Source organism: Salicola sp. Rm-C-2C1-2, assembly GCF_040196175.1.
In the GTDB taxonomy this organism is placed as follows: Bacteria; Pseudomonadota; Gammaproteobacteria; order Pseudomonadales; family Oleiphilaceae; genus Halospina.
The window spans coordinates 654,301-680,186 of record NZ_JBEFNF010000001.1; the positions used below are offsets into that span (position 1 = coordinate 654,301).

23 protein-coding genes are annotated in these 25,886 nt (G+C 59.8%); 13 read left to right on the forward strand and 10 right to left on the reverse strand.

All coding sequences use genetic code 11. The annotated features are described in order from the left end of the window. Positions 1-4 precede the first annotated feature (4 nt). Together AAF659_RS03010 and AAF659_RS03015 are read right to left on the reverse strand one after the other, a co-directional pair. Positions 5-1,303 carry an NAD(P)/FAD-dependent oxidoreductase gene (locus tag AAF659_RS03010; protein WP_349750212.1) on the reverse strand — a complete coding sequence of 433 codons (1,299 nt, stop codon included), beginning with the start codon at positions 1,301-1,303 and terminating at the stop codon, positions 5-7. 66 nt (positions 1,304-1,369) lie between these two features. Further along, positions 1,370-2,320, reverse strand: coding sequence for a DegV family protein (locus AAF659_RS03015; protein WP_349750213.1), 951 nt, complete (start codon positions 2,318-2,320; stop codon positions 1,370-1,372). 296 nt (positions 2,321-2,616) lie between these two features. Here AAF659_RS03015 and AAF659_RS03020 point away from each other — a divergent pair, with 296 nt between their 5' ends. After that, the gene (locus AAF659_RS03020) at positions 2,617-3,624 is read left to right on the forward strand and encodes a zinc-dependent alcohol dehydrogenase family protein (RefSeq protein WP_349750214.1); all 1,008 of its coding nucleotides are present in this window, start codon (positions 2,617-2,619) and stop codon (positions 3,622-3,624) included. A 166-nt stretch (positions 3,625-3,790) separates the two neighbouring features. Further along, positions 3,791-4,042, forward strand: coding sequence for a TIGR03643 family protein (locus AAF659_RS03025; RefSeq protein ID WP_349750215.1), 252 nt, complete (start codon positions 3,791-3,793; stop codon positions 4,040-4,042). Between the two features lie 31 nt (positions 4,043-4,073). On the opposite strand, the gene AAF659_RS03030 is transcribed toward AAF659_RS03025, so the two are convergent. Beyond that, entirely contained in the window at positions 4,074-4,910 is an 837-nt protein-coding gene (locus AAF659_RS03030) for a M90 family metallopeptidase (protein ID WP_349750216.1), read from the reverse strand. A 155-nt stretch (positions 4,911-5,065) separates the two neighbouring features. On the opposite strand from AAF659_RS03030, the gene AAF659_RS03035 reads away from it, so the two are divergent. From AAF659_RS03035 to AAF659_RS03045, 3 genes are all read left to right on the forward strand, one after another. Further along, entirely contained in the window at positions 5,066-5,953 is an 888-nt protein-coding gene (locus AAF659_RS03035) for a DMT family transporter (protein WP_349750217.1), read from the forward strand. A 298-nt stretch (positions 5,954-6,251) separates the two neighbouring features. Further along, positions 6,252-7,298, forward strand: coding sequence for a 3-deoxy-7-phosphoheptulonate synthase (locus tag AAF659_RS03040; protein ID WP_349750218.1), 1,047 nt, complete (start codon positions 6,252-6,254; stop codon positions 7,296-7,298). Positions 7,299-7,447: 149 nt separating this feature from the next. Further along, on the forward strand, positions 7,448-9,013 hold the full coding sequence (locus AAF659_RS03045; protein ID WP_349750219.1) for a BCCT family transporter: 1,566 nt from the start codon (positions 7,448-7,450) through the stop codon (positions 9,011-9,013). 22 nt (positions 9,014-9,035) lie between these two features. On the opposite strand, the gene AAF659_RS03050 is transcribed toward AAF659_RS03045, so the two are convergent. Next, positions 9,036-9,221 (reverse strand): DUF2897 family protein, encoded by a 186-nt coding sequence (locus AAF659_RS03050; RefSeq protein ID WP_349750220.1) that lies wholly within the window; start codon positions 9,219-9,221, stop codon positions 9,036-9,038. 82 nt (positions 9,222-9,303) lie between these two features. Here AAF659_RS03050 and AAF659_RS03055 point away from each other — a divergent pair, with 82 nt between their 5' ends. Continuing rightward, the gene (locus AAF659_RS03055) at positions 9,304-9,618 is read left to right on the forward strand and encodes a hypothetical protein (protein WP_349750221.1); all 315 of its coding nucleotides are present in this window, start codon (positions 9,304-9,306) and stop codon (positions 9,616-9,618) included. Positions 9,619-9,641: 23 nt separating this feature from the next. Next, entirely contained in the window at positions 9,642-9,818 is a 177-nt protein-coding gene (locus AAF659_RS03060) for a hypothetical protein (RefSeq protein ID WP_349750222.1), read from the forward strand. On the opposite strand, the gene AAF659_RS03065 is transcribed toward AAF659_RS03060, so the two are convergent. Together AAF659_RS03065 and recQ are read right to left on the reverse strand one after the other, a co-directional pair. Further along, on the reverse strand, positions 9,815-10,078 hold the full coding sequence (locus AAF659_RS03065; protein WP_349750223.1) for a hypothetical protein: 264 nt from the start codon (positions 10,076-10,078) through the stop codon (positions 9,815-9,817). The genes AAF659_RS03060 and AAF659_RS03065 overlap by 4 nt on opposite strands. Positions 10,079-10,082: 4 nt before the next feature. Beyond that, positions 10,083-11,936 (reverse strand): DNA helicase RecQ, encoded by a 1,854-nt coding sequence (gene recQ / locus AAF659_RS03070; RefSeq protein WP_349750224.1) that lies wholly within the window; start codon positions 11,934-11,936, stop codon positions 10,083-10,085. Positions 11,937-12,315: 379 nt separating this feature from the next. Between recQ and AAF659_RS03075 the strand changes: the two genes are divergently transcribed. From AAF659_RS03075 to AAF659_RS03085, 3 genes are read left to right on the forward strand one after another with little or no spacing between them, the layout of a single operon-like run. Beyond that, positions 12,316-13,434 carry a type III polyketide synthase gene (locus AAF659_RS03075; RefSeq protein ID WP_349750225.1) on the forward strand — a complete coding sequence of 373 codons (1,119 nt, stop codon included), beginning with the start codon at positions 12,316-12,318 and terminating at the stop codon, positions 13,432-13,434. Between the two features lie 4 nt (positions 13,435-13,438). Then, positions 13,439-14,140, forward strand: a complete 702-nt coding sequence (locus AAF659_RS03080; protein WP_349750226.1) for a methyltransferase domain-containing protein — start codon at positions 13,439-13,441, stop codon at positions 14,138-14,140. Positions 14,141-14,145: 5 nt separating this feature from the next. Further along, complete coding sequence (locus tag AAF659_RS03085; protein WP_349750227.1) at positions 14,146-15,318, forward strand: NAD(P)/FAD-dependent oxidoreductase; 1,173 nt, start codon at positions 14,146-14,148, stop codon at positions 15,316-15,318. 40 nt (positions 15,319-15,358) lie between these two features. On the opposite strand, the gene AAF659_RS03090 is transcribed toward AAF659_RS03085, so the two are convergent. Then, a complete protein-coding gene (locus tag AAF659_RS03090; protein ID WP_349750228.1) occupies positions 15,359-16,663 on the reverse strand; it encodes a ferredoxin reductase family protein in 1,305 nt (434 codons plus the stop codon). 101 nt (positions 16,664-16,764) lie between these two features. On the opposite strand from AAF659_RS03090, the gene AAF659_RS03095 reads away from it, so the two are divergent. The 3 genes from AAF659_RS03095 to AAF659_RS03105 are packed head-to-tail and all read left to right on the forward strand — an operon-like array spanning position 16,765 to position 20,119. After that, positions 16,765-17,865 (forward strand): GGDEF domain-containing protein, encoded by a 1,101-nt coding sequence (locus AAF659_RS03095; protein WP_349750229.1) that lies wholly within the window; start codon positions 16,765-16,767, stop codon positions 17,863-17,865. A 22-nt stretch (positions 17,866-17,887) separates the two neighbouring features. Next, complete coding sequence (locus AAF659_RS03100) at positions 17,888-18,925, forward strand: sodium:calcium antiporter (RefSeq protein WP_349750230.1); 1,038 nt, start codon at positions 17,888-17,890, stop codon at positions 18,923-18,925. A 48-nt stretch (positions 18,926-18,973) separates the two neighbouring features. Next, positions 18,974-20,119 carry a site-2 protease family protein gene (locus AAF659_RS03105; protein ID WP_349750231.1) on the forward strand — a complete coding sequence of 382 codons (1,146 nt, stop codon included), beginning with the start codon at positions 18,974-18,976 and terminating at the stop codon, positions 20,117-20,119. A 6-nt stretch (positions 20,120-20,125) separates the two neighbouring features. Here AAF659_RS03105 and AAF659_RS03110 read toward each other — a convergent pair whose 3' ends face one another. Genes AAF659_RS03110 through AAF659_RS03120 form a run of 3 tightly spaced genes read right to left on the reverse strand, consistent with a single transcriptional unit; the run spans position 20,126 to position 25,838 of the window. Further along, a complete protein-coding gene (locus AAF659_RS03110; RefSeq protein WP_349750232.1) occupies positions 20,126-23,245 on the reverse strand; it encodes an efflux RND transporter permease subunit in 3,120 nt (1,039 codons plus the stop codon). Next, the gene (locus AAF659_RS03115; protein WP_349750233.1) at positions 23,242-24,462 is read right to left on the reverse strand and encodes an efflux RND transporter periplasmic adaptor subunit; all 1,221 of its coding nucleotides are present in this window, start codon (positions 24,460-24,462) and stop codon (positions 23,242-23,244) included. The genes AAF659_RS03110 and AAF659_RS03115 overlap by 4 nt, the downstream gene beginning before the upstream one ends. Continuing rightward, positions 24,459-25,838 carry an efflux transporter outer membrane subunit gene (locus AAF659_RS03120; protein ID WP_349750234.1) on the reverse strand — a complete coding sequence of 460 codons (1,380 nt, stop codon included), beginning with the start codon at positions 25,836-25,838 and terminating at the stop codon, positions 24,459-24,461. Before AAF659_RS03120 ends, AAF659_RS03115 begins: the two co-directional genes overlap by 4 nt. Positions 25,839-25,886 lie beyond the last annotated feature (48 nt).

Genomic DNA, 25,886 nt, shown 5'->3' on the forward strand with positions numbered 1-25,886 from the left:
TCCGTCAGTGGAGCTTCATCTTGGGCTTGAAAGCCCGGTGCAGCCGGTCTGTAAACGCCATCAGAAGGCCTCGGAACCAGCCGAAAACCGCGACCTGGTGCATCCGGTACAGTGAGATGTAAACTAGTCGCGCCAGCCGCCCTTCCACCCGCAGGCTGCCCTTGGATGTGCCACCCATGAGGGTACCAACGGCGGAATACTGGCTCAGGTTCACCAGTGACCCGTAGTCCTGGTACTGGAAGGCTTTGAGCTCGCGCCCGTCGAGGGCTCGGCGCAGGTTGCCCACCACGTGGTCGGCCATCTGGTGGGCGCTCTGGGCCCGCGGCGGGACAAAACCCTGCTCCTGGGGGCAGGCGGCGCAGTCACCCAGCGCGAAGATATGAGGGTCATCCACAGACTGCAGCGTGGCCGCTACCTTGAGCATACGGTTGGGTTGCAGGGTCAGACCATCCAGCTGTTCCATTAGCGCCGGGCCCTGCACACCTGCTGCCCAGACCATGATGTCGCCGTGGAATTCGTGCCCGTGCTGATCCACCAGGGCGTCTGCACTGGCTTCCGTGATGCGAGCTTCCAGTCGTACATCCACGCCCAGCTCCTTGAGTTCACGCAGGGTGTCCCGCGAGATGCGCTCGGGCAGGGCAGGCAGCAGGCGCGGGCCGGCTTCCAGCAGTGTAATGTGCAGCATGCTGCGATCAGCCTGCGAGAAGCCGTATTCATGCACGGTTTCCGCCGCATAGACCAGCTCGGCAGCCAGTTCCACGCCTGTGGCACCCCCACCGACAATGGGGATATGCGCACAGGCGTCAGGGTTCGTCCTGCGCTCGCTGTTGACCCGCATCAGCGTGTTCAGAAAGGTCTGATGAAAGTTCTGTGCCTCATCGGGGGAGTCCAGAAATTGGCAATGGCGACTGACGCCCGGGATACCGAAGTCATTGGTAATGCCGCCCAGAGCCAGCACCAGGTAGTCGTAGGAGAGCTGGCGCTCGGGCAGAATGGTCTGGCCGTTGTCATCAACAATGGCATTGAGTGTGATGGTCTGGGCCTCGCGGTCCAGCCCCGCGAATTCACCCAGCACAAAATGGAATCCGCGATGGCGGGCTACAGCCCGGTAGCTGATCTGGTCGACCGACGAATCCATCGCCCCGGAGGCCACCTCGTGCAGCAGGGGTTTCCAGATGTGGGTAGGGCTGCGATCAACCAGGGTGATGCGCGCTTCACCCCGGCGCCCCATGCGGCGTCCCAGTTTGGTGGCCAGCTCCAGCCCCCCGGCACCGCCGCCAACGATGACGATTTCCGCTGTCATATCGGCTCCGCTGTGTTCATTAGTGTGCAAAGCATAACACAGCGCCCCCTACAGCCGGGGACCGGTTTACTGGAAGTCGTTGAACTCGTGGGTTTCAGCCGCGAGCGCCAGGCACAGGCTCCCCGGCCCAATGTAGATGGTGCTGGTAATGCCCATCTGTGAAAGCAGTAGTTCCACTCCATGCGCCTTACAGGCGTCGCGCAGCCGCTGCAGCCCGGGCAGAGCCTCGATCTCATCCCATTCCATGCCGCAGGAGAGCGCGACGTAAGGTGTGAGCAGCCCGGCTTCCACTCGTGCCACGGCGTAGTTCATTACCCTCTCAACCGCTGGCTCAAAACCGCGTGTTTTGGTGGCCGGTTTGCCCTCCGCGCCCTTGCCGAAAATCACTGGAGTGATGTTCAGTGCCTTGCCGAGAAAGGCCACCAGCCCCGAGACGCTATTGTCGCCCCGGCGCCGGGCGCGTTCCCGGATGTAGTGCAGGTCTCTCGGGATCACTACACTGTAGATATTATCCGTGAAGGCCTCGACTTCGTGGCGCAGCGCGTTCTTGTCCAGATTCTGCTGCAGCAGGCGGGTCGTGTGGGCGGCCAGCAGCCCCTGACCGGCAAAGATCTGCTTGCTGTCGACCACCCGCATGGAGAAATTGCCTGTGTCCCCGGCTGCATCGCGTTGGCGGCGGTATTCCGCCAGAACCGTGTTCATGGCGACACTGGCGTTTTCGTAGATCTTACTGCGCGAACGGGTGACCGTCTCACAGATCGCCAGGTCATAGTTCTCCACGATCTGTTCCATGAACAGCTTATGAATCTGTTCCGCCGAGAAGGCTTCAGTCTCAGCGTGGTGACCCTTCTGGAGGAGTCCCTGATCGTAAAACTCCTGTGTCAGCTTGGGGTCGTGGGTATCAGTGTAGGTCTGGTCATCAATGTGAGCGGTAACCGGCAGAATGAAGAGCCCATGCTCTCTGCTGAACTCATGGGGGATGTCGCAGGCGGAATCGACAATAAGCCCTGTTTTCATGGTCAGCCTCCTCAGGTCCGCACTGCTTCATCGGGAAAGGTCTCGGATGCTTTCCGGTAGTTCCCGTCAGCGGACATCAATAATCCAGAATTAGGTGTAAGATAACAGACTGGTAAGTTTCCGTGGCGCAGTTCCCTTTTTCAAGAGAGTTCGAAACGCTAACCGGAATAGGGAAGGCAGTGGCCTGTGCGGTTAATCGCACCGTGGAATTTTAGGCGCCGCTTGACGCCAATAGAATGACGCTCAATGATGAGTCTCAAGATCCGCAACCCCGCAACTCAACAGGAGAAAACGCCATGAAAACGGTTACCGTCACCAGCCCCGGCGGGCTTGATAAACTCCAGGTCAGTGACCAGGCCGAACCCGGCCAACCCGGGCCCGGCGAGATCCGTGTGCGGGTGCATGCCAACTCTCTCAACTTCCATGACTACCTTGTGGCTAATGGCGGCATCCCCACCGAAGATGGCCGTATCCCCATGTCTGACGGTGCCGGTGAGGTGGAAGCCGTGGGCGAGGGTATTGAGGAATTCGCCGTGGGTGACAGCGTCGTCTCCACCTTCTTTCCGCCCTGGCTGGAAGGCGAGCCGCAGCAGGGCAATTTCACCACTGTGCCTGGTGATGGCGTGGACGGCTACGCCCGCGAACAGGTTGTGCGTGCGGCCAAGAGCTTCACTCACGCCCCGCAAGGTTACAGCCACGCCGAGGCCGCCACGCTCACCACCGCCGGTCTCACCGCTTGGCGTGCCCTGACTGTGGACAATCACATCAAAGCCGGCGATACCATCCTCATTCTGGGCACTGGTGGCGTTTCCATCTTTGCTCTTCAGTTTGCGCGCTCCATGGGCGTTAACGTCATCGCCACCTCTTCCTCTGATGAAAAGCTTGCTCGCTTGAAGAACATGGGCGCCCAGCACACCATCAACTATAAGGAGAACCCCAAGTGGGGTAAGACGGTGAAAGAGCTCACCAACGGCCAGGGCGTGGACCAGGTGATCGAGGTGGGCGGCCCTGGCACCGTGGCCCAGTCCATTGAGGCCATCCGCGTAGGCGGGCTTATTTCCCTGATCGGTGTGCTCACCGGCAGCGGCGGCGACGTGCCCACCGCCAAGCTCATGGCCAAACAGGCCAGGCTTCAGGGCCTGCTCGTCGGCAGCCGCCGACACCAGATCGATATGGTGAATGCCATCAACGCTACCGGCCTCAAGCCAGTGATTGACCGTAGCTTCAAGCTGGACGACATTGCGGATGCGTTCCGGCATGAGGAAACCGGCAAACACTTTGGAAAGATCTGTTTGGAATTCTGATCGGGCTACCACGCCTGCTGCGGCGTCGTGGCCAGAGCCATGGCGCCGGCAATCCCTCCTCTCGCCCTTGTCATTTCCTACCCAATACGGGCCCCAAAACATCACTATTGAACTCAGGGCCAGCGAGTCACGTAATTCACTGGAAGCCTACTTTAAGTGAGTACTGATGGAACTGGCCGAAGAAGACGAGTCAAGAATCATCGAAATGGCATGGGAGGATAGAACGCCGTTTGAGGCCATTGAATCGCAGTTTGGCCTTAAGGAGTCTGAGGTGATTCGGTTGATGCGTTGTCGTTTGAAGCGCCGCAGCTTCGAATTGTGGCGTTCAAGAGTGTCTGGTCGTTCAACAAAACATCGAAAGCTACGAAGTCCGAAAGTGGGCCGAGGTTATTGCCCAACTCAGTACAAACATCGTTAACTGCGCTCTGGTACGGGCGACAGGCGCGCGTCTAATCGCAGGTATTGTCTTCTGGGGCATCGAGATTGAGTGGGTCCAGCCGGTAAAAACCACAGAGCTCGTTATAGACATACGGCTGTTTCGCTTTGAGGTGACCGGGCTGCTGAAAAAAGGTCTCCGTCAACACGGCAAAAAATTCCGCTGGCTGGGTTGCGCCATAAGGATCAAGCCAGGATTTGCGATGATGACGCAGTGAGTGGCGCAGCTGTTCATAGGCATGGCTCATGGTTTCCTGCCAGTGCCGGGCCTGCTCGCCGCTGAGCGGTGGTGCGCCGTCGGCGGTGCCGTCCAGATAATCCAGTTGATGAGCAAATTCATGAAGGATCACGTTGTGGTGGCCGTGGGGATGAACTGCGCCTTTCTCGCAATCGGTCCAGGCCAGCACCACCTGGCCACGGTCTGAGGCTTCGCCGGCGCGGACCTGGTTGCTCACGCTGACCACCAGCCCATCACTTTCAACTCCTCTGGCGTAATACTCGCCTGGGTAGACAAGGATGCTGTTGATTTCATCGAAATCCGAGAAACTGCGCGCAACGATCAACAGGCAGGCGTGGCCAGCAATGGTGAGGCGCACGGTGTCGTCCACCTCAAATCCATCACAGCCGTAGAAGGGTTTTTCGGCCAGGAACAGCTGCACATGCTGCTCCAGCTGGAGCCTGAGCTGAGCAGGCAACTGGTGGTATAAAGGGAGCTGGTGTCGGAGCACTTCCCGCCAGTGGTTCGGGAATGGATGCTTGAGTTGCTTGTGTCGCCACAAGTGGCGATAGAAGAATAGGTAGAAGATGAGCGCGCCAATAGCGGCCAGCACACAGAGGGTGTAGATGAGCATTGGTAGGCTCCGGGGCCTTATGACAGTAACGAACGCCGATGCGCCGTACACAGAATGCAGGTGTTAAGGGTTTTCGGAAACCCGCAACTGGACGCAGCTGTTGTTCCTGCACTAGGCTTCTTACCCTTTATCCCACCCGGCAGTCAGGAGGTTTGATGGCAGGTGCAACGGCTTTGGTAATGCTGGCTTCCCTGTGCTGGGGGCTATCCGGCGGTATTGGCGGTATCCTCATGGCGGACGGCTGGGATGCGTTCGTGGTTTCGTTCTACCGTGGGGCGATCGGCCTGGTGTTTGTTCTGGGCTGGCTGGCGATTCGCCCGGGCAACAGCGGGCTGACCAACCGTAAGCTTTGGTTCTGGTCGGCAGTTGCCGGGCTAGGCGTGGCAGGTAACTTCTCGTTCTACTTTTTGAGCATTTCTGAAGGCAGTGTCGCGGTGGCAGCAACGCTGATGTATTGCGCGCCGGTGTTTGTCTACCTTCTCTCGTTTGCGCTCAAGCTGGAAAGCCCCACGCGCCTCAAATGGGCTGCTATCGTGATGGTAATGGTGGGCATCGTGCTGCTCACTCGTATCTATGACGTGAACGCGGGCGGTGTCACGGGGCTTGGCGTTGGCGCGGGGCTGCTCGCGGGCCTGTCGTATGCGATCTTTATATTCGGCTTCAAGTATGCGGCACCCCACGGCAGCCCTCAGGCAATTCTCACGATTGCCTTCACGGCGCTGGTCATCATTCTCGGAGTTTTCGGGGATTCCAGCGAAATTGCCATTGCGCTTAGCACTCCGGATTGGCCTCTGTTTGTCACATTGGGAATTCTGGGGGCGGGGCTATCGTTCATTTTCTACATCATTGGCCTGAACCATACGGCGCCGGCCGTGGCCTCGATTGTGGCAATGGTTGAGCCGGTTACAGCCTCGCTGTTCGGTGTTGCGGTCCTGGACGAAAGCTTGGTGATGCTCCAGATCCTGGGGATGGTGCTGATTCTGAGCACAGTCACGGCGTTGAGTGTGTTCACGGGCCCAAAACGTACGCTCCCCGAAGACTGACCGGGTTGTTGCAACCCTGTTTGTTTGCGTTATAGTTCCGACTATGACGATCTTCAATGCAGCACCTATGCCATTAGATGCAGAGCCTACCGGAAACTCGGCAGGTAACGTTGGTGCTGTGTATCACCAGTGGTTTGGTTACGGCTTTTTCTTTTTCAGTCGCACACCGGGCCACGCCTGACGATACCTCACACCCCAGGGGCGGCCCGGCAGAAAGCAGGGCTGCCAACGGATCAAAACCCCGACTGGCAGCCGGCCGTCGGGGTTTTTTTATGGGAGCAAATGAATGGTTATGCCAATGACTGAGTCAGAAACAACAATCGAGAAAACCGGGCAAACGGGTGATGCCGCTGCCGTCCAGGATCTGCCAACGCCTGCGGAGCTGAGACGCCAGTTGCCCTGTCCCGAGGAGTTGGCGGCCCAGGTGGAAGGGCAGCGGGAGGCGGTTCGGGCTATTCTCAGGGGTGAGGATGACCGGCTGCTCGTGGTTGTGGGGCCCTGTTCGGTGCATGATGAAGTGGCTGCGCTCGAGTACGGTGAGCGGCTGGCGGAGTTGGCGGCAACCCTCCAGGACCGCTGCCTCATCGTGATGCGCGCCTACCTTGAAAAGCCCCGCACCACGGTAGGGTGGAAAGGGCTGTTGTATGATCCGGAGCGCACTGGTGAAGGTGATCTGGCGCAGGGACTGGTTCGCAGCCGGCGTCTGCTTTTGAATCTGGCCCAGCTGGGTCTGGCGCTGGCCACCGAGGCGCTCAACCCCATGGCGGTGGATTATCTGTCCGATCTTGTGAGCTGGACGGCTGTTGGCGCGCGGACCACGGAGTCGCAACTCCACAGGGAAATGGCAAGTCAGTTGCCCATGCCGGTGGGTTTCAAAAACGGCACCGATGGCAGTCATGGTATGGCCCTGAATGCTATGCAGTCCGCTGCTTCGCCGCATTATCGGCTGGGGACCGACCTTCACGGGCGCCCCGCCATGATCCAGACACCGGGCAATCCTGACACCCATCTGGTGCTGCGCGGTGGTCGAGGGATTACCAATTACGATGAGGCCAGCGTTACGGCCGCCCAGCAGCAGCTTCGCGAGAGCGGACTGAATCCCTCAGTAATGGTGGACTGCAGCCATGATAATGCGTGCAAGGAGCATGGACGCCAGCCCGATATTGCGCGTGAGCTGCTGCGGCAACGCAATGCGGGTAACCGGCGTATTATCGGCATCATGCTTGAAAGCTTCCTGGTTGATGGTAAGCAGAAAGACCATGGCGAGCTGACTCACGGGCAGTCCATTACGGATCCGTGTCTGGGGTGGGACGACACTGTGCGTCTCCTGCAACGGATGGCTTGAGACGCGCTAAGGCTCTATCATAAGCCGGTCATCATCGCCGGTTATGGTATCCAATACCGGCTGAACGTCATCAGCATTTTTCAAGGATTCAGAACATGGGCGGACTCAGAGCAGGGCTTGCACATGGGTGGCATCGGTTCACTGAGAGAATGTCCCCGCCGGTATTCATCGGCTCGGCGCTGTGTGTCATTGCGTTCTGTGTTTTTGGTGGTCTTTTTACCGCGACGGCGAGTGATGCGTTTGCCACCGCTCAGCAGACCATCTCCCAGACATTTGGCTGGTACTACGCTCTGATCGTCACTGTGTTCGTGGTCTTTGCCTTTTGGCTGATGGTCAGCCCCTATGGCCGGCTGCGGTTGGGGCCGCCGGATTCACGGCCGGAATTTCGCTATCGGGCCTGGTTTGCCATGCTGTTCAGTGCCGGCATGGGCACGGGCCTTGTGTTCTGGGCTGTGGCCGAGCCGCTTTACCATCACGCCAATCCGCTGTTTGCGCAGGGCGGCACGCCGGAATCTGCCAAGGAAGCCATGCGCTACACCTTCTTTCACTGGGGACTGCATCCCTGGGCTATCTATATTCTGTTCGGCGCCTCCATTGCCTATTTCCATTTCCGTCATGATCTTCCGCTTGCCCCGCGATCCATTCTTCACCCGTTGATCGGGCGTCACATTGAAGGGCCAATCGGACATGGTGTGGACATTCTCTGCACGGTGGGCACCCTCCTGGGTGTTTCCACGTCTCTGGGGCTGGGCGCCATGCAGATCAACAGTGGTCTTTCCCAGTACATGGACATTCCGCTCCAGACGAATGTGCAGGTGGGGATCATCGCCCTGATCACATTGGTTGCCACCATTTCGGTGGTTTCCGGGATCAAGTCAGGCATCCGGCGGTTGAGCCTGATCAATCTGTCGCTGGCCTTCGGCTTGATGATGTTCGTCCTCCTGGCAGGCCAAACCGTCTACATTCTGGACACGCTGGTGGGGACGCTGGGGATCTACATCCAGAAGCTGCCTGAGATGAGCCTGTGGGTGGAGTACACCCGCAACACTGACTGGCAAGCAACCTGGACTATGTTCTACTGGGGCTGGTGGATCTCCTGGTCGCCCTTTGTGGGCGTTTTTGTGGCCCGCATTTCCCGTGGGCGCACCCTGCGCGAGTTTGTGTTTTCAGTGATGCTGGTTCCGACGCTGGTCACCTTTGTCTGGCTGTCGGTCTTTGGTGGTTCGGCGCTTCACATCGAGCTTTTCGGCGATGGGGGGTTGAATCAGATTGTTCAGGACGATGTGTCGCTGTCGCTGCATGCGTTGCTCGGTGCGTTGCCGTTGGCGAGCGTAACTATGATGTGGGCGACGGTGGTCATCGTGATTTTCTTCATTACGTCTTCGGATTCGGGGTCGCTGGTGGACGACATGGTCACCTCGGGCGGTCACCCCAATCCGCCGCGTGCGCAGCGCGTTTTCTGGGCCGTTTCTGAGGGGTCTGTTGCTGCGATTCTGCTGATTGTGGGCGGGTTGCGCGCGATTCAGGATGCTTCCATCTCCCTTGGTTTCCTGATGTCCTTTCTATTGATTGCGATCTGCCTGGGCCTTTACAGAGCGCTGCGCTCGGAACGCCATATGACACAGGGCGGTAAAGGCGACTTCCTGATCATGCCCTGGAGCAGGCACGCGCGGGTGCCGGAGAAGGCCAGCCCGGAGCTTTGGGAAAGCGATTGAGAGGCTGTTTATGACACAGCGTTTACAGCTCTTTGTTGTTTTCTTCGTCGCGTTTTTCCTGTTCTTCCAGCTCCGTCTTGCGCTTGCGGATCCGTTCCATCTGGTCTTTTGAAACACTCAGGCCGTGAGCCCGGTTTTTCAGCATGAAGACCCCGCCAAGCAGCGAGCCGAGGACAGCGATGAGGATGATCCATTCGGTGGCAGACATGGTGCTCTCTCCCTGGATTGATCGCAGAAGCGGTATTGTTTGCCAAGAGTATCATTGTACCCTTATCCCCTTGGCCGCCCCCTTGAATGGTGGCCATCGTCGGCTCAGTAACCTCAGGCAGCGCGCAAGGGCCTGGAGGGCCCGAAATGCTCGAAGTGGCGCCGGTTTCGCTCACGCCCAGAGCATCCAGGGCGGCATCAACCGTCTGCATGAAGGCTTCCGGACCGACGAAGTAGCAGCGTGCGGCCGGGGCAGGCAGGTGCTGCGCGATCAGATTGTGGTCTACCATTCCGATGGCGTCCGCGCCGTCGGTTTCCCCGCCTTTTTCATAGATTACGACCGGATTGAAGTGATCCGGGTACTGATCCCTGGAGACGATGGCCGTGTGGATCGATGATCATTTTCAGGATCCGGAGATGCGTGGCTGCAGTAGTAGGTCCCACGGCTTTCAGAGTGGCTGAAAAGCAAACGCTGATCCAGCAGCGGTTGGGCGTCTGGATGGAGGTGGTGGGAGCGACAACTGCCGTGCTGCTGGTGGTGGTTTGGGTTGCATGGCAGCTGAATGAGCGGCGTAACGCTGGCGAAACGTCCGGCTAGAGGCGTTGCAGCCGCTCATACCCTTCGCGGGTGAGCAACACCAGGTGGCGTGATGACGGGTAGACCCTGCCCTCGGCCTGCAGGGTGGCGATCCACTCACTGTGCTCCGGCGAGGGCAGGTAGAAAAAATCCCGCCCTTGCTCGAGGGCATCACCGGAGTGCTTGAATAGCCGGAAGGTTGTGCCCTTGGTGAACCCGTTCATCTCATCAACCTGACGGAAGCTCAGGGTGGGCGTACCGTTGTAGTCAATCGGTTCCATTGAGTCAGGCTTCCTCGGCCATATCCTCAAGAGCCTTGAGCACGTTCAGGAACTGCTCGCCGTAGCGCTCCAGCTTCGCCTGCCCGACGCCTGGTACTGAGGCCATGTCACCCAGCGTCTTCGGTTTGGCGTGGAGCATTTCCTTAAGAGTGGCGTCCTTGAAGATGATATAGGGCGGGACCCCCTCGGCGTCTGCGAGTTCCTTGCGGAACTGGCGTAGCCGCTCCCACTGCGGGCCATCGGGTACATCCGGCGGTGCCTTGCGGCCCGAGCCGGCGGCTTTGCGTTTGCTCGCTGAGGGCAGCATGTCCTCGCGCAGTTCGACAGATGCCTCGCCGCGCAGCAGTTCGCGGCAGCGCGTGGCGAGCTGAAGGCCGCCGTGACCCTCGGGGTCGCTCTGCAGGTGCCCGTGGGCCAGGAGCTGGCGGAGGATCGAGTGCCAGGCCTGTTTGGAAAGGTCCGTGCCGATGCCAAAGGTACTGAGCTGGTCGTGACCCAGGCGGTTTAGACGGTCGTTGGTCTTGCCCATAAGGACGTCCGTCACATGGGCCGCCCCAAAGCGCTGGCCCGTGCGGTAGACGCAGGAGAGTGCCTTGCGGGCGGGGTCGGTGGCATTCCAGGTTTTCGGGGGCTGCAGGCAGTTGTCGCAGTTCCCGCAGCTACCCTCGTGGGGTTCGCCAAAGTACTGCAGCAGCACCTGCCGGCGGCAGCCGGTGGCCTCGCAGAAAGAGAGCAGAGCCTCCAGCCGTTCGCGCTCCGCCTTCTGCTGGAGCTCGCCGGCGCTTGAGTCCGCCAGCATCTGGCGCACCTGGTAGACGTCCTGCAGGCCGTAAACCATCCAGGCCTCGGCTTGCTCCCCGTCACGCCCGGCGCGGCCCGTCTCCTGGTAGTACGCCTCGATGCTCTTGGGTAGGTCCAGGTGCGCCACGAAGCGCACGTCCGGCTTGTCGATGCCCATGCCGAAGGCCACGGTCGCGACCACCACCAGTCCCTCCTCGTGCAGGAACCGCTCCTGGTGATGCTGGCGGGTCTCACTGGCCAGCCCCGCGTGATAGGCCACCGCCGGCACGCCCTGGCTGCTCAGGTACTCGGCGGTGGACTCGGTGCGCTTGCGGCTCATGCAGTAGACAATGCCGGAATGCCCCGCATGGCGTTTCTGGATAAAGGTCAGAAGCTGCTGGCGGGCGTTACCCTTGAGGCCGACGCGGTAATGGATGTTGGACCGGTCGAAGCTGGCCACGTAAGTCTCGCCGCCGTCCGGCAGCAACTGGCGGCCGATCTCCTCGCGCGTGCGCTGGTCCGCTGTGGCGGTGAGGGCAATGCGTGGCACCTGAGGGAAGCGCTGGCGCAACACATCCAGTTTCATGTATTCCGGCCGGAAGTCATGCCCCCACTGGGAGACACAGTGCGCTTCGTCGATGGCAAACAGGCCGATCTCCGCGCGCTCCAGAAGCCCCAGCATGCCCTCGGTGAGCAGCCGCTCCGGCGCCACGTACAGCAGGTCCAGCTCGCCGTCCAGTGCGGACTGCTCAATATCCCGCTGCATGACCGGGTCCAGACTGGAATTCAGGCAGGCCGCCCGCACCCCGTTGTGCTGCAAAGCCTCCACCTGGTCCCGCATCAGCGCAATCAAAGGAGAGATCACGACGGCCAGCCCTCGCTGCATGAGGGCGGGAATCTGGTAACAAAGCGATTTTCCGCCGCCGGTGGGCATCAGCACCAGCGCGTTGCGGCCTTCCACCAGTGAGCGGATGATCTCGAGCTGGCGGCCACGGAAGTTCTCGTAACCGAAGACATCCTGCAGAGTACGATGCGCAGCCTGTTCAAAATCCATTTTGGGGGAATCTGAATCGTTCATGAGTAAACCTTTTTCATTACCTCAAGCATCTGGTTCGTGCTGGAACTCAGCCGGTGCAGCCAGGTTTGCAACCCCCAGCTTAGTCGGTTTCGTGGAACGTTCAGCCTCCCAGGCGTGACTCGCCTTACCATCGTGATCTCCGGGAGGGCTATGCCAGATCCTGTTACAGTCAGCCCTGCGGCACAGCTTACCAGCGCGAAGCAGAACAGCGGCATCAGCCGGGAACCTATTTCGGGGATGAACCAAGCGTAGGCCCTCACTGGCGCATCTGCTCCTGCAGAGCATGCGCATCGTGTGTCTCTAATCGCACATAAGGCTTTTAGATTTTAGGATATTCTCATATTATCTGGACATTAGCAGCGTAACGCTGAGCTGTTGGTTGCGATCAATCTGCGAGAACGGTATGGCAACAGCCCACATTAACGGGATCGGTACAGCAATACCTGAGCATGATGTTCATCAGCCTATTAATGCAGTGTTGCGCTCCATGCTACTCGACCAGCGTACACGTCGGGTATTCGACCGCATGGCTGACCATTCCGGCATTGGCCATCGTTATTCCTTCATGCGTGCAGACGGACGAGCCAATGAACACGAGGTGGATGCGGGTGGCTTCTATCCACGTGGCAACTTTCCCAGCACCAGTGCCCGCATGGCGCTCTACGAAGCGCAAGCTCCGCATCTGGCGAAACGCGCCGTGGCAGCCCTGGAACGTGAAATCCCAAAGGGGATATTGGATGACATCACTCACCTGGTGGTTGCGTCATGTACGGGCTTTACAGCACCGGGGCTGGACCTGCAACTGGTGACAGAGTTGGGTCTGCGCCCCGACGTACAACGCACGCTGGTTGGCTTTATGGGCTGTTCTGCGGCCGTGCCCGCCCTGCGAGTGGCTTACCAGGCGGTACAGTCGGATCCAGCCGCCCGTGTTCTGGTCGTCAATCTGGAGTTATGTTCACTGCATCTGCAAGAGACCTCAGACCTGAACGCCTTGTTACCACAGACACTGTTTGCTGACGGTGCCAGTGCCGCGTTGGTAACGGCACAGCCGACAGGCATTGCCTTGCTTGATTTCCTTGCGACGATTATTCCCAACAGCAGCGATCTCATGACCTGGCGTATCGGCGATCAAGGCTTTGATATGCACCTCTCGGGCGAGGTTCCGCAACGGATCAAGCAGACCCTGCGCGAGGACATGGAACAAGCCGGAGCCAATCAGATATTGCGCGGAGAGCAGGTCAAAGATTTTGACTTATGGGCTGTACATCCCGGCGGGCGTTCGGTGCTTGACGCTGTTGAGACTGGACTGGACCTTACTTCCTCTGACCTGAGTAGTTCACGTCGCATAATGCACAACTATGGCAATATGTCGTCGGCGACAATCATGTTTGTGTTGCAGGACATGCTGGACCAACGTCACCAAGAGGCGCGGGGTATGGCGATGGCCTTTGGCCCGGGCATGGTAGCTGAAACGTTCCGCTTCAAGATGGCAGGCTAATACCATGAAATGGCTCAAAGAACGCAGTATCGAGCCCGAGTTGATGGATAATGACGACGTCAGCACCGCCGACTACAATCAATGCCTGGCTGATCTGGCATCGGTCAATCGTATCACCCGGACGCATCAGCCAACATTGCGCTGGCTGGATCAAGCGATACGCGCTTTACCGGCGAACACACCCATTACGATTCTCGACGTCGCCTGTGGCCAGGGTGATTTACTGCGGATGATTCATCGCTTTGGCGCTCAGCGTAATCTCAATATCACCTTACAGGGCCTCGACCTGAATCCGAACAGCGCCATAGCCGCCCGCGAGGCCACCCCATCAGATATGGATATTACCTATTACACGGGGGATGTCTTTACGTTTGCGCCTGCACCGCCTCCCGATTTCATCGTGAGTTCGCAGCTAACCCACCACCTCAGCGATACTGAGGTCGTGCGTTTCCTGCAATGGATGGAGCAGTATGCACGGCATGGATGGTTTATTGCCGACCTACAGCGTCATCCACTGGCCTACTATGGCTATTCACTATTGGCAAGGTTGGCACGCTGGCACCCTATCGTGCGTCATGACGGGGCAGTCTCCGTTGCCCGTAGTTTTCGTCGTGCTGATTGGCAGGCTCTTTTGGCGCAAGCGGGCATCCCGGCGGATATTCGCTGGCATATGCCGTTCCGTCTGTGTGTCGGACGGCTGAAATAACCGCTATGCAAACCGCTGAGTCGACAAAACAGGTCCCCACGTCAGCCGAAGTGGCAGTGGTGGGTGGTGGCCTGGCTGGAGCCGGTGCGGCCTGTGTATTGGCGAAGGCAGGTCGAGAGGTGCTGCTGGTGGAGCGTGAAGCCTCTGCCACGCACAAAATCTGCGGCGAATTTCTGAGTACGGAGACACAAGGCTATCTTAGGCAACTAGGTCTGGATCTGGATGGACTCGGTGGTCACGTTGTCTCGCACCTGCGTCTCGTCCGTGAGAACAAAATCGTGGCAACAGCCTTGCCGTTTAATGGCCTGGGTCTTTCGCGCTATCGTCTGGATGAGGCTTTGCTGAATCATGCTTGCGAGTGTGGCGCGCAACTCTGGCGTGGCCAGCGTGCCAGTGTTTCTGAGATCAGTGGGTCTATTGATCTCGACGTTCAGAACGCCGGAACTGTCAGAGCCGACACGTTATTTCTGGCCACCGGCAAGCATGATCTGCGCGAATTGCGACGTAATCCCGATACCCCTCCCGAAGACCTGGTCGGCTTCAAGATGCATTTCGACGTTGAAAGCTCGCAGCGTGAAGCTCTCGCCAACCATGTCGAGCTGGTCTTATTTGATCATGGCTATGCAGGGCTGCAGCGCGTGGAGGATGGCCGGGTCAACCTTTGTCTATTGGCTGACGGTGGCTGGTTGAAAGCCTGTGGCGGTACCTGGGAAGGCTTACTGGAAGAACTGTTGCGCATCTGTCCACACCTGCAGCGACGCCTGTCCAATGCGACGCCCCTGTTATCACAGCCGCTGACTATTTACCGCGTGCCTTATGGCTTTGTCTATGACCCGCCTGCCGATAGTGCGGATAACATCTATCGGTTAGGCGATCAGGTTGGCGTGATTTCCTCGTTTTCCGGTGATGGGATGGGTATTGCGCTCCACAGCGGCGTATCGGCTGCGACCCATTATCTCGATGGGTCAGGCGCCGGCCGTTATCACCGCCAGATCCGTCACGATATTGGCAGCCAAATCTGGCGGACTGGCCTCCTCTATCGCGCAAGCCGCTGGGCGCCCAGCCAGCGCGTGTTCATGGGCTGGGCAGGTTTGATGCCTCGCAGCCTTAGTCTCGCCGCCAGCCTGACGCGAGTACCGCCTTCTGCCGTGACCCAGGCCATGCGGCGCATGCTCTAATTGCCTTACCTGAAAAAAGAGCGTTAAACCGCGTCCGGGGTCAGCGCATTTTGAACAGTTCCTGATGGAAGTCCCGTTTTCTTAGCCCATGAGCGACAAGGTCGCGCTTAAGGCTTTGGCCGAATCCCGGAGGGCCGCAGAACCAGATGCTTGCCTCCCGCCACCGGAGCACTGTAGCCCGGATTCTGTCCCCTGTGAGCAGGCCATCCTTCGGGGTGTGGTAGAGATGCAGCTGGACAGCGGCGGCGTTGGCATCCGCCATGAGTTTGTCGGCTGCTTCCTGGTCGTATTCCTCGGTGCATAAGAAGAGGTCAATCCGTCTGTGTTCGCCTGGGATATGGGCCAGGTATTTCATCCGGGCTACAAAGGGAGTAATGCCGATGCCGCCGGCAACCCAGATCTGGCGGCTGTGGCTGTCCTCAAAATCGAAGCAGCCGTAGGGGCCCTCAACGGTGACCGGCATGCCTTCTTTCAGCACTGCCGGCATTTCGCGGGTGTGGTCACCGAGTTCTTTCACAAAGAACGTCAGGCGGTGCTCTTCCGGTACCCAGTCGGAGGCGATGGTGTAGGGGTGAGCGCCCTCCCGCTTCTCATCCTTGATGAAAGCAAACTGGCCAGGGTTGTGACCGGGCCACCCGTCTTCCAGATTCACCGTGCCCTCAAGAACCTGAAGGCGGGAATAGAAAGCGAGGGATTCAACAGTGCCTTTCACCTTGCGGCTATGGCCGATACGGCCGGTGAGCACAATGATCGTGGCGATCAGACCCGCGAGCATCAGGGCAGCCGTCACCCACCCAATGGGTTGGCTCCAGTAGTCGAAGCGCATCAGCACCAGGCTGTGGTAGACGATGAACACATAGGCTACAGCCAGAAGTCTGTGACTCTTCTGGAACAGGTGGTAAGGGAACCAGCGCACAAGCGCCAGGATTAACAGTGTCACAATGGCATAGAAGCTCCATTCACCAACGGCTTCGGCAATGCCTTCCTGTTTTTGGAGCCAGCTGTGTAACCCTTCTGCCGGCTCTTCCGCCCATGCCCTGCGGCGTCGCAGCTGCTCGCCTGAGGACACCCACCAGTGAACGAGCAGGAACCCCAGGCCCGTGATGCCGAGCCATCGGTGCAGGCGGTACATCCGGTCGAGCCCGTTCAGGGGGCGCTCGAGCCATTTCGGGCGTGTAGCCAGAACCATGGCTAGACTCATAAGGGCGAGAGCCATGGTGCCTGTGTACTGAGTTATCATGGGTTGAAGGGTTTGGCCTGCGGTGGGCGTACCTGTTCCGGCGGCCAACCACAGGGCTGTGAGGGCGAACACGAAAGTGGCAAGGGTGATTCTGACGGCGATCATCGTTAAACCTGACTTGTAGCGAGCACTGCAGTGTAGGTATACGGTGTTGAAAGCACGATGATTAATATCAGTTTGATTCTGATTGGATGTGGGATTGTTGAGTGCGTTTCAGGTATCTTTCCATACTTCCTGAGTGGCAGGAAGATTTCCACGAGTACCAGCGGCTTCTGGCGCGGCGCTTTGCCGTTGTCTGCGCCGTCATGGGGCTGATTATCCTTCCCTTCTTTCAGGCGGCGGACCTGTGGGCTGGACTGGGGCTGGCGGAGTACAGGTGGGATCATCTGGAGTGGCGGATCCTGCCAATGGTGACGGCCGTGGGCATTCTGATATTGCGCTGGCGTATCCCGGATGGCGCTTGGCCGCGGCTGATGCTGATGCTTTACGCGCTGTCGGCCATGGTCATGATGACGGGCATGGTTGCAGAGCATATGGTTGAGCCCAACGGGCATGAAGCTTTCATGACCAAAGGGCTCGTGGTTATCGTTGCTTTGGCCGCTGTGCTGGCAACGGCCGGGGCGCGGGATCTGCTTCTGGTCTATGGTCTTCCGCTGGTGGCGCTGGCATTTGTTGTTGTGCGGGCGCCTGTCACGCTGCTTGAGATTTTTCGGCTGCTCATCCATCCGCTGATCATGACGGTAATGGGGGTTGTGATTTCGGAGGTCTTATATCGGATCCGTCTGGAAGCTTTTATTGCCCGACAGACACTGGCGCAGAGCGCCAGCACCGACGTTCTGACCGGCCTGAGAAATCGGCGTGCGTTCGATTCTCTACTGGAGACTGAGCATTCCCGTTGCCTGAGACACGGCGCATCCTACGCCCTGATCATGGCAGACCTGGATCATTTCAAGCAGGTTAACGATACCCATGGCCATGATGTTGGCGACGAGGTGCTCAGAGAGCTGGCCCAACGGCTTCAGGCAACGCTGCGTACTGAGGATGAACTGGGGCGCTGGGGCGGTGAGGAGTTCATGGTGCTGCTGCGTGATTCCCACCAACGCGAAGCCGGGTCGGTTGCTGAGAAACTACGCCGTACCGTTGCGGATGTGGCATTCCAAACCACCGCTGGCTCCCTTCCCATAACCACTAGCCTGGGTGTTGCTGTTTTTGATGGCGAGGAAAGGGCCAGTATGGTGGTAAGGCGTGTGGATCTTGCCCTTTATGCAGCCAAGGATAATGGCCGCAATCGGTATGAATCGGCGTAGGTAATGCAATTGGAGGAGGCCGGTGCCGTTCCTCAACCCTGAAAGCTGGAGCCTTCTCCAGAGCCTTCTGGTGTTCAGTCTCTGCGCGCTTGTGATTGCCAGTGCGGGCACGCGTATTACCCGGGTTGTGGATCAGCTTGCCGACCGGACCGGGCTGGGTGAGGCCACGGCCGGCGCGGTTCTGCTCGGCGCGGCGACCTCGTTGGCCGGCTCGGTGCTCTCGGTGACGGCTGCGTACCGCGGGCATCCCGAACTGGCTGTGAGCAACGCCCTTGGCGGTATTGCGGTACAGACCTTTTTCCTGGCCATCGCGGACATGGTCTACCGCCGTGCGAACCTGGAGCACGCGGCGGCTTCTGCCCCGAACATGATGCAGAATGGGCTGCTGATCGGGCTTTTGGCGTTGATTCTTCTGGCGCCGACTCTGCCAGATGTTACGTTCTGGCAGATCCATCCCATCACCCCGATACTGATCGGCTTTTATCTCTATGGCACCCGCCTGATCCAGGGTGCCTGGGAATCGCCCATGTGGCGCCCCTCCATCACACGGGATACGCGGGAGGACAACCCCGAGGCCATGGAGCAGCTGCCGCCGCTGGCCCGCCTCTGGGTGGAGTTCCTGCTGCTGATGGCAATGCTCGGAGTCGCTGGCCTGGTATTGGAACCGGCAGCTACGACCATCAGTGTTGAAGCGGGGCTGAGTCAGACCATTGTGGGCGTCCTGTTGACCGCGGTGAGTACCTCCATTCCGGAGCTGGTCACCTCGGTGGCCGCAGTGAGGCGTGGCGCATTGACCCTGGCCGTGGGTGGTATCATTGGCGGCAACGCCTTTGACACGCTGTTCATGGCCGCCTCAGACATGGCCTATCGGCACGGGTCCATCTATCACACCATGACTGCGGATACGCAACGCTGGGTCACTCTGACCCTGCTGATGGCCGCTATCCTGATCATGGGATTGATCCGGAGGGAACGCTATGGTCTGGGCCGAATCGGCGCGGAGAGCCTGGCGATCATGGTGCTTTACTTACTGGGCGTTGGCTTGATGTTCAGTGGCTGAGCGCCCCACCTGACTGAAGCACAACGATTACTGATGAAGAGAGGGCGTATGGATCATTCACAGCACGAGCGACGGGGGATGTTCCGATCCGTCATGGCCCTGGGACACATCCAGGGTATCCGGATCGAGATTCATGCGAGTTGGCTGATCATTTTTGCTTTATTGATGATCACGATGACCACCGGACTGCGGAATGAGTATGCCGCCTGGTCGTTCAACCAGGCGTTTCTGACGGCGCTGTTGACGTCAGTGGCCTTCTTCGCCTCCATCGTGGCGCACGAGCTGGGCCACAGCCTCGTCGCGATCCGGCGTGGTGTACCGGTGAATGCGATCACCCTGTTCATCTTCGGCGGGGTCGCCCAGCTGGATAAGGACAGTGAGAGCGCGGTGGACGAGTTCTGGATCGCCATTGCCGGACCGGCGGTCAGTTTTGGGCTGGCGATCGGATTTGCGCTGCTTTCGGGGCTGGCGGTTTACGAGCCCCTGACCGTTGGGTTGGGTTGGCTGTCGGTGATCAATCTGATGGTGGCGGTATTCAACCTGATTCCCGGTTTCCCGCTGGACGGTGGTCGGGTGTTCCGGGCGCTGGTGTGGAAGGCCACAGGGGATGCCGCCAAGGGTAACCGGGCGGCCGTTGCGGGTGGCCGCGTGGTTGCCTATGGCCTGTTTGCGCTGGGGCTCTGGCGGCTGTTGGTGGAAGGCAACATGGTTGGCGGAATCTGGATCATGCTGCTGGCCTGGTTCCTGCTCAACCTGGCTGAAGGCCATGACAGAACCTTCAATCTGCAGCATCAGCTCAGCGGTATCCGCGCGCGCGATCTGGCCGATCACCCGATTCCCCATGTGGCGCCGTCCATGACCGTCGATGACTGGGTCCATAACCGGGTGCTGCCGGAAAGTCAGCGCGCCTATATGGTCTGTGACGGCGATCGGACACTGGGGCTGGTCAGCCTGAGCGACACAACCGCGGTTGATCGGGAGCGCTGGCCTGACTTTCAGGTAGCAGACCTGATGACGCCCATTGAGAAAGTGGTGCGCGTTACGCCCGAGAGCGAGGCCACGGAGGTACTGGCCACAATGACCGAGAACAATCTGAACCAGATTCCGGTCATGGAGGCCGAGCGCGTCGTCGGCTGGATTGACCGGGAGCGGTTGCTCCGAACGGTCAACCTGCACATGGAGCTCAAGGCCTGACGGGGATCATGCTCTCCCGGTGGTTCGGCGGATAGCGCTCATCAGATCCTCCAGCACCAGATAGAAGCAGGGTACCAGGAACAGGATCAGGGCGGTGGCGAAGACAATGCCAAAGCCCAGGGAGACCGCCATGGGAATCAGGTAGGTGGCCTGCAGGGAGGTTTCCAGGATGATGGGCGTGAGGCCGCCGAAGGTGGTCATGGTGGTGAGCAGGATCGGGCGGAAACGGCGCAAACCCGCCTCATAGATGGCCTCGAAGGCGCTGCGGTCAGCGCGCCGGCGGTTGGCGTAGTCCACCATGATCAGCGAATCGTTCACCACCACGCCGGAAAGCGCCACGATGCCCATTATGCTGACCAGCGAGATATCCAGACCCAGAATCACATGGCCAATAATCGCCCCGACGGCGCCGAAGGGAATGGCCAGCATCACGATGAGGGGCTGGACGTAGCTGCGGAAGGCGACCGCAAGCAAGGCATAGATCACGCCCATGGCCAGCAGGAAGGCGCCGTAGAGGGTGCCTGTGGATTCACGCAGGTCCGCCTGGCTGCCTTCAAAGGTCCAGGTAATGCCCGGGAAGTCCGCTTGCAGCTGGGGCAGAACGTCGGAGCGGATAGCGGTCAGTACCCGGGAGATGTCGCTTTTGGGCTCAACGTCCATTCCCACAGTGATCACGCGCCGGCCATCACGCCGATCGATGGAGCGGAAAGCCTCGCTCATGGTTGTGTCCGCCACATCCATCAGCGAAACTTCGCCGCCTTCCGGGATCTGAACGACGAATTCCTGCAGATGACGCAGATCCTCGCGCTGATGCTCTGGCAGACGCACGCGGATCTCGTTCTCATTGGTGCCCCGGAGCTGGCGCAGTGCCACCGCGCCGAAAAAGGCATCCCGTACCTGATCCCCGACCTCTGCGGGGCTGAGCCCCAATGCGCGACCCTGAGCGTTGAGCGTTAGGTTCAGCTGAGGCTTGCCGGACTGATAGTTATCGGACACATCACGGGTTGCGCTGAACTCTTTCATGCGCGTGACGAACGCCTTGCTGGCGCGCGCTAACGTGTCGATGTCGGAGTGGCTGAGATCCACGGCGATGTCGTCACGCCAGGAGCCGGGGCCCTGCTCGGCCTCAAAACTGATTTCATCAATGCCGCGGAAATCGCCGATCTCGTTGCGCCACAGGTCTACGATCGCTTGCACCGTCATGTCGCGTTCATGTTCGGGATGCAAGACGAGTTCGACATCAATGGTGCGTTCTCCCCAGACATTGGTTTTGATGCCCTCGGCCTGTTCATCGAGCTCATGCTCGTCAAACAAGCGCTGGGTAGCCTGTGTGATCTGCATGGCGAGCTCGCCCGCTCTATGGGTGGTGGTGCCAACCGGGAGGCTTACGGTGGCGCCAATTTCGTCGGCGGGCACCTCTGGCATCATGATCATACCCATGTGATTGCTGATGGCGTAGGAGCCCACCACTGCCATCACCACGACGGCGAGGCTCAGTGTCGCGTAACGGAAACGCAGGCTGAGGTTGAGTAGAGGTCGATAGAACCGGTTGATCACGGCCTCGAAGCCCCGTGAGAACACGCGCTGGATAGCGTGCAGCCAGTGGCCGTAAACCGTGACCGTCCCGCCGCCACTGTGCCCGAGGTGCGCAGGCAGAATGAACAACGCCTCGAAAAGCGAAATGGCGAGTACCACGATCACCACAGCGCCCATGGGGAACCAGAAGCTGCCCATGACGCCGGGAATGAACAGCAGTGGCAGGAAGGCGACGATATTGGTGAGAATACTGAATGTGACCGGTCCGGCGATGTCCCGAGTGCCCTGAATGGCGGCACTCATGAAGTCCATGCCCTGTTCCCGGTACTCGTAGATGTTCTCGCCCACCACGATGGCGTCATCCACCACGATACCCAGAACCACCAGGAAGCCGAACATCGAGACCATGTTGATACTCACGCCGATGACCGGCAGGAACAGCATGCCGCCGACGAACGAGATGGTCATGCCCATCATGATCCAGAACGCGAGGCGATACTCCAGGAACAGGCTGAGGATGACCAGCACGATGACCATGGCCAGCACGCCGTTCTCGAGGAGCATGGTCATGCGATCCTCGAAGTGCTGCGCCCGGTTGTTGTCAATCCGCAGATTAACGCGATCCGGCAGACTTGCGTCGAGTTCGCTCATGACCTCCTTGCCAGCAGCGGCGACCGTCAGTGGCGATTGGGTGCCTGTTCGAAAGATTTCGATTTCAACAGAGGGCGTGCCGTTGAACTGCGAGTGAAAGCCCGCGTCGTCAAAACCGTCGCGAACCTGAGCAATGTCCCCCAGGGTTACGGTGCCTCCGGAATCACCGCTGGTGACTACAATATTTTTATAGGCGTCCGCCCAAAGGCGGCGCTCTTCCATGCGCAGGAGGATGTCACCGCTGTCGGTCGCCATCGAGCCGGCGGGGATATCCTTGGCGGACGCCTCGATCCGCTGCGCGATCTGCTGTAGCGTGAGGTCGTATTCGCGGAGCCGGTCCCGGGGGACTTGCACTGCCGTCAGGTAGTCCGGCACATCGCTGATGGTGGCCTGTGTGATGCCATCTTCTGCGAGCAGGCGGTCACGAACCTGTTCGCCCAGCTGGCGCAGAGTCCAGATATCCACATCGCCATACAGTACCAACTCCATGACGTCATGGGCACGGCCCTGCAGGCGAACACGGGGCTCTTCGGCCTCATCTGGGAAGGTGCGGATGCGGTCGACTTCCTGTTCAATATCCTGAAGGGCTTTCATGCGCTCGGCCCCGTTGATCAGCTCCAGCGTGATGGTGCCGGAGCCCTCGCGAGCCGTGGAGGACATCTCCTTGATGTCTTCAAGTCCCTGCACCGCCTCTTCGACGGGCAGCAGAATGCCTTGCTCCACTTCCTCGGGAGCTGCCCCGGGGTAGGTGACCGAGACCTGGACAACGTCCGGTTCAAACTGTGGGAAAACTTCTTTCTGGACTTCGAAGGCCATCCAGGCGCCACCGGCCAACAGGAGTACCATCAGAAGGTTGGCGGCAATGGAGTTGCGTGCCATCCAGGCAATGGGGCCGGTCCAGCCTTGGTTATTGCGGCTCTGGTCGTTGCTGGCGCTCATTCGTTGCCCTCTTCAGTGCGCAGATCGGCGCCATCGACCACACTGGCCAGGTTACTGGTGACCACCGTTTCACCGTCCTTGACGCCATCGCTGATGTAGGCGTAGTTGGCGTCGCGGAAGTCGATTGTGACATCACGTATGGATAGCTGACCGTTTTCCATAACCCAGACGGTATCGTCGCGTCGGATATAGTCACGATCGATACGGACTACATTCTGGATTTTTCGCCCCTCGATCGCTGTGTTGAGAAAGGCGCCGATCAGCAACGGCGGTTGCTCACCAGCATCAGCGTTCAGCGCCAGGGGGTCTTTAACCGTGATGAGCACCCGGGCCAGCCTTGTGCTCTCGTTCAGCTCTCCCACCAAGCGCTGCAGGCGCCCCTTGCGATGCCGGCCCTCCGGCCAGGCAGCTTCGTTGCGTATGGTGGCTGGTGCCCCAGCGTCGCCGCCGCGGCTCGCGAAGCGCAGCCACGGGAGCTGGCTCTGGGGCACTGTGGCTTCCACCCAGTATTCGTTCACGCCCACCAGCCGCCCCATTGCCTCGCCGGCGCTGACCTGGGTGCCCACGCTGATGTCGCGACTGAGTACCCGGGCGTCAAAGGGCGCGGTAACACTTGTGCGGTCCAGATCGAGTTGGGCCTGGCGAAGCGCAGCCTCGGCGGATTCAACTTCGGCGCGCGCCTGGTCCAGCTGCGGCTGGCGCAGTACGAGAGCTTTATTGGTGTTTGCAAGTTCCTCGTTCAGAAGCTCGAATTCCTGCTCAGCTACGTTCTGGCGACCCTGCTCCAGGTCAAGGTCCGCGCGGGCTTGACGCAGGTCACTGCGTCGCTGCTGGAGGGTGGCCTCGTAGTCGGCCGGGTCAATCCGCACCAGCGTTTCGCCCTTCTCCACCATGCCCCCTGGCGTAAATGCTGGTGCGCGCTCTATGATCTGGCCCCCAACACGGGGCTTGAGTGTCAGCTCGCGGGTGGCGCGCACCTGGCCCATGGCATTGATCGTTGGGCGGTAGTCGTTCTTTTCAGCCGTCATAACGTCCACCAGCATCGCTGTTTCCCGGGCGCTATCCGGGCCGCGTGTGGCGGTGGGTTCGGTGCTGAATACCAGCCATATCAGGGCAGCCCCCAGTGCCAGTATCAGCAGGGAGATGAACGCCGTCTTGAGCCGGCCGGCGTGGCCGGTTTCAGGGCGTGCTGCGCTGTCGTCGATGGGATCGTTCATTCTGTCTCGCTCGCAGAGTTTTTGCGGGGATCAAAACCGCCGGCCAATGCCCGATACAGGGCGATCCGGTATTCCAGAAGCTGGCGTCGGGCGCTGATAAGGCTGCGCTCCAGGTCCTGACGGTCGGTTAGGGCGTTCAGTACATCGATGTAGCCCACCTGACCGTTGAAATACTGCTGCCGGAGTTGTTCGTAGGTGGCATCAGCAAGCGCCAGCTGGCGCTTGATGCGCTCAATGGCCTGGCGCTGGTTGCGCTCCTGGACCAGCGCATCCTCCACCTCCTGGAATGCCGTAAGAACGGTTTGGCCGTAGTCGTAGAGGCGCTGACGACGTACCGCACGGGCCTGGCTGACCTGGGCATCGCGTTGGCCGGCATCGATCAACGGCGCCACCAGGTTGGCTGCCAGTGTGGTGGCCCAGTTGTCGAACAGATCCTCAACGCTGTTTTCGCGGGTTGACGCGGAGGCGGAGAGGGTCAGGCGCGGAAACTGGTTGCTGATGGCGGCGGCCAGGTCGGCGTCGGCAGCCTGCAGTTGATTGAAAGCCTGGCGTACGTCCGGGCGGCGCTGAACCAGATCAGCCGGAACTCCGGTGTCCGGGAGAGGCGGCAGCTGGGAAGGCAGGCCGCGCCCTGATGGCAGTTCCGTATTGCGGGGCGCCCGGCCCAGTAGAACAGCCAGCTGATTCTCCAGAACCCGGAGTTGCGATTCCGTGCTCAGCCGCTGTTCCTCGGTGGATTCGAGCAGTTGGCGCTGTCGCAGCACATCCGCGCTGCTAGCCTGGCCACTGCCGAACTGGGCCTCCAACAGCTTCATAACGCTGCGATTGGTCTCGATCTGGGACTCCGCCAGAGCCAGCTGGGCCCGCTGGGCGCGCAGCTGATACCAGGTGCGGGCGACTTCCGCGCTGAGGGTGAGTGCGGTCGTCTGATAGTCCGCCCTGGTTGCACGGGCGCGGAACTGCTCTGCTTCCGCCTGGGAGCTGATCCGGCCCCAGAGATCCACCTCATAGTCGGAACTCAGGCCCAGGCGCAGGCTTTGCGTCGTGTCACTGGTGTCACTGTTGCTGACTTCGCCATCAGCAGTGGCGTCCAGATCCGGGTAGAAATCCGCAGACTGCTGCGCCACTGCTGCCCGGGCTTCGTGCAGGCGCTGCCAGGCGGTGCGCACATCCAGATTGGCGTCGAGGCCGTCCTGAACCAGCTGGTTCAGTTGGGCGTCGTTTAAGTCCCGCCACCATTGATCAGGGGGGGAAGTGTCCCCGGAGGCAGAGAAGCTTTCGGGGATCCTAACGGGAGGCTCGGGCTCCTGCGCCGGTTGTGATGCGCAACCGGCCAGAAGGCCAGCCAATAGCAGTGCCATCAGGCGTTCAGGCATGGTTTACCACGTTGGTTTCTGGCACCTGTCAGTGTCCCGGAAAGGCTA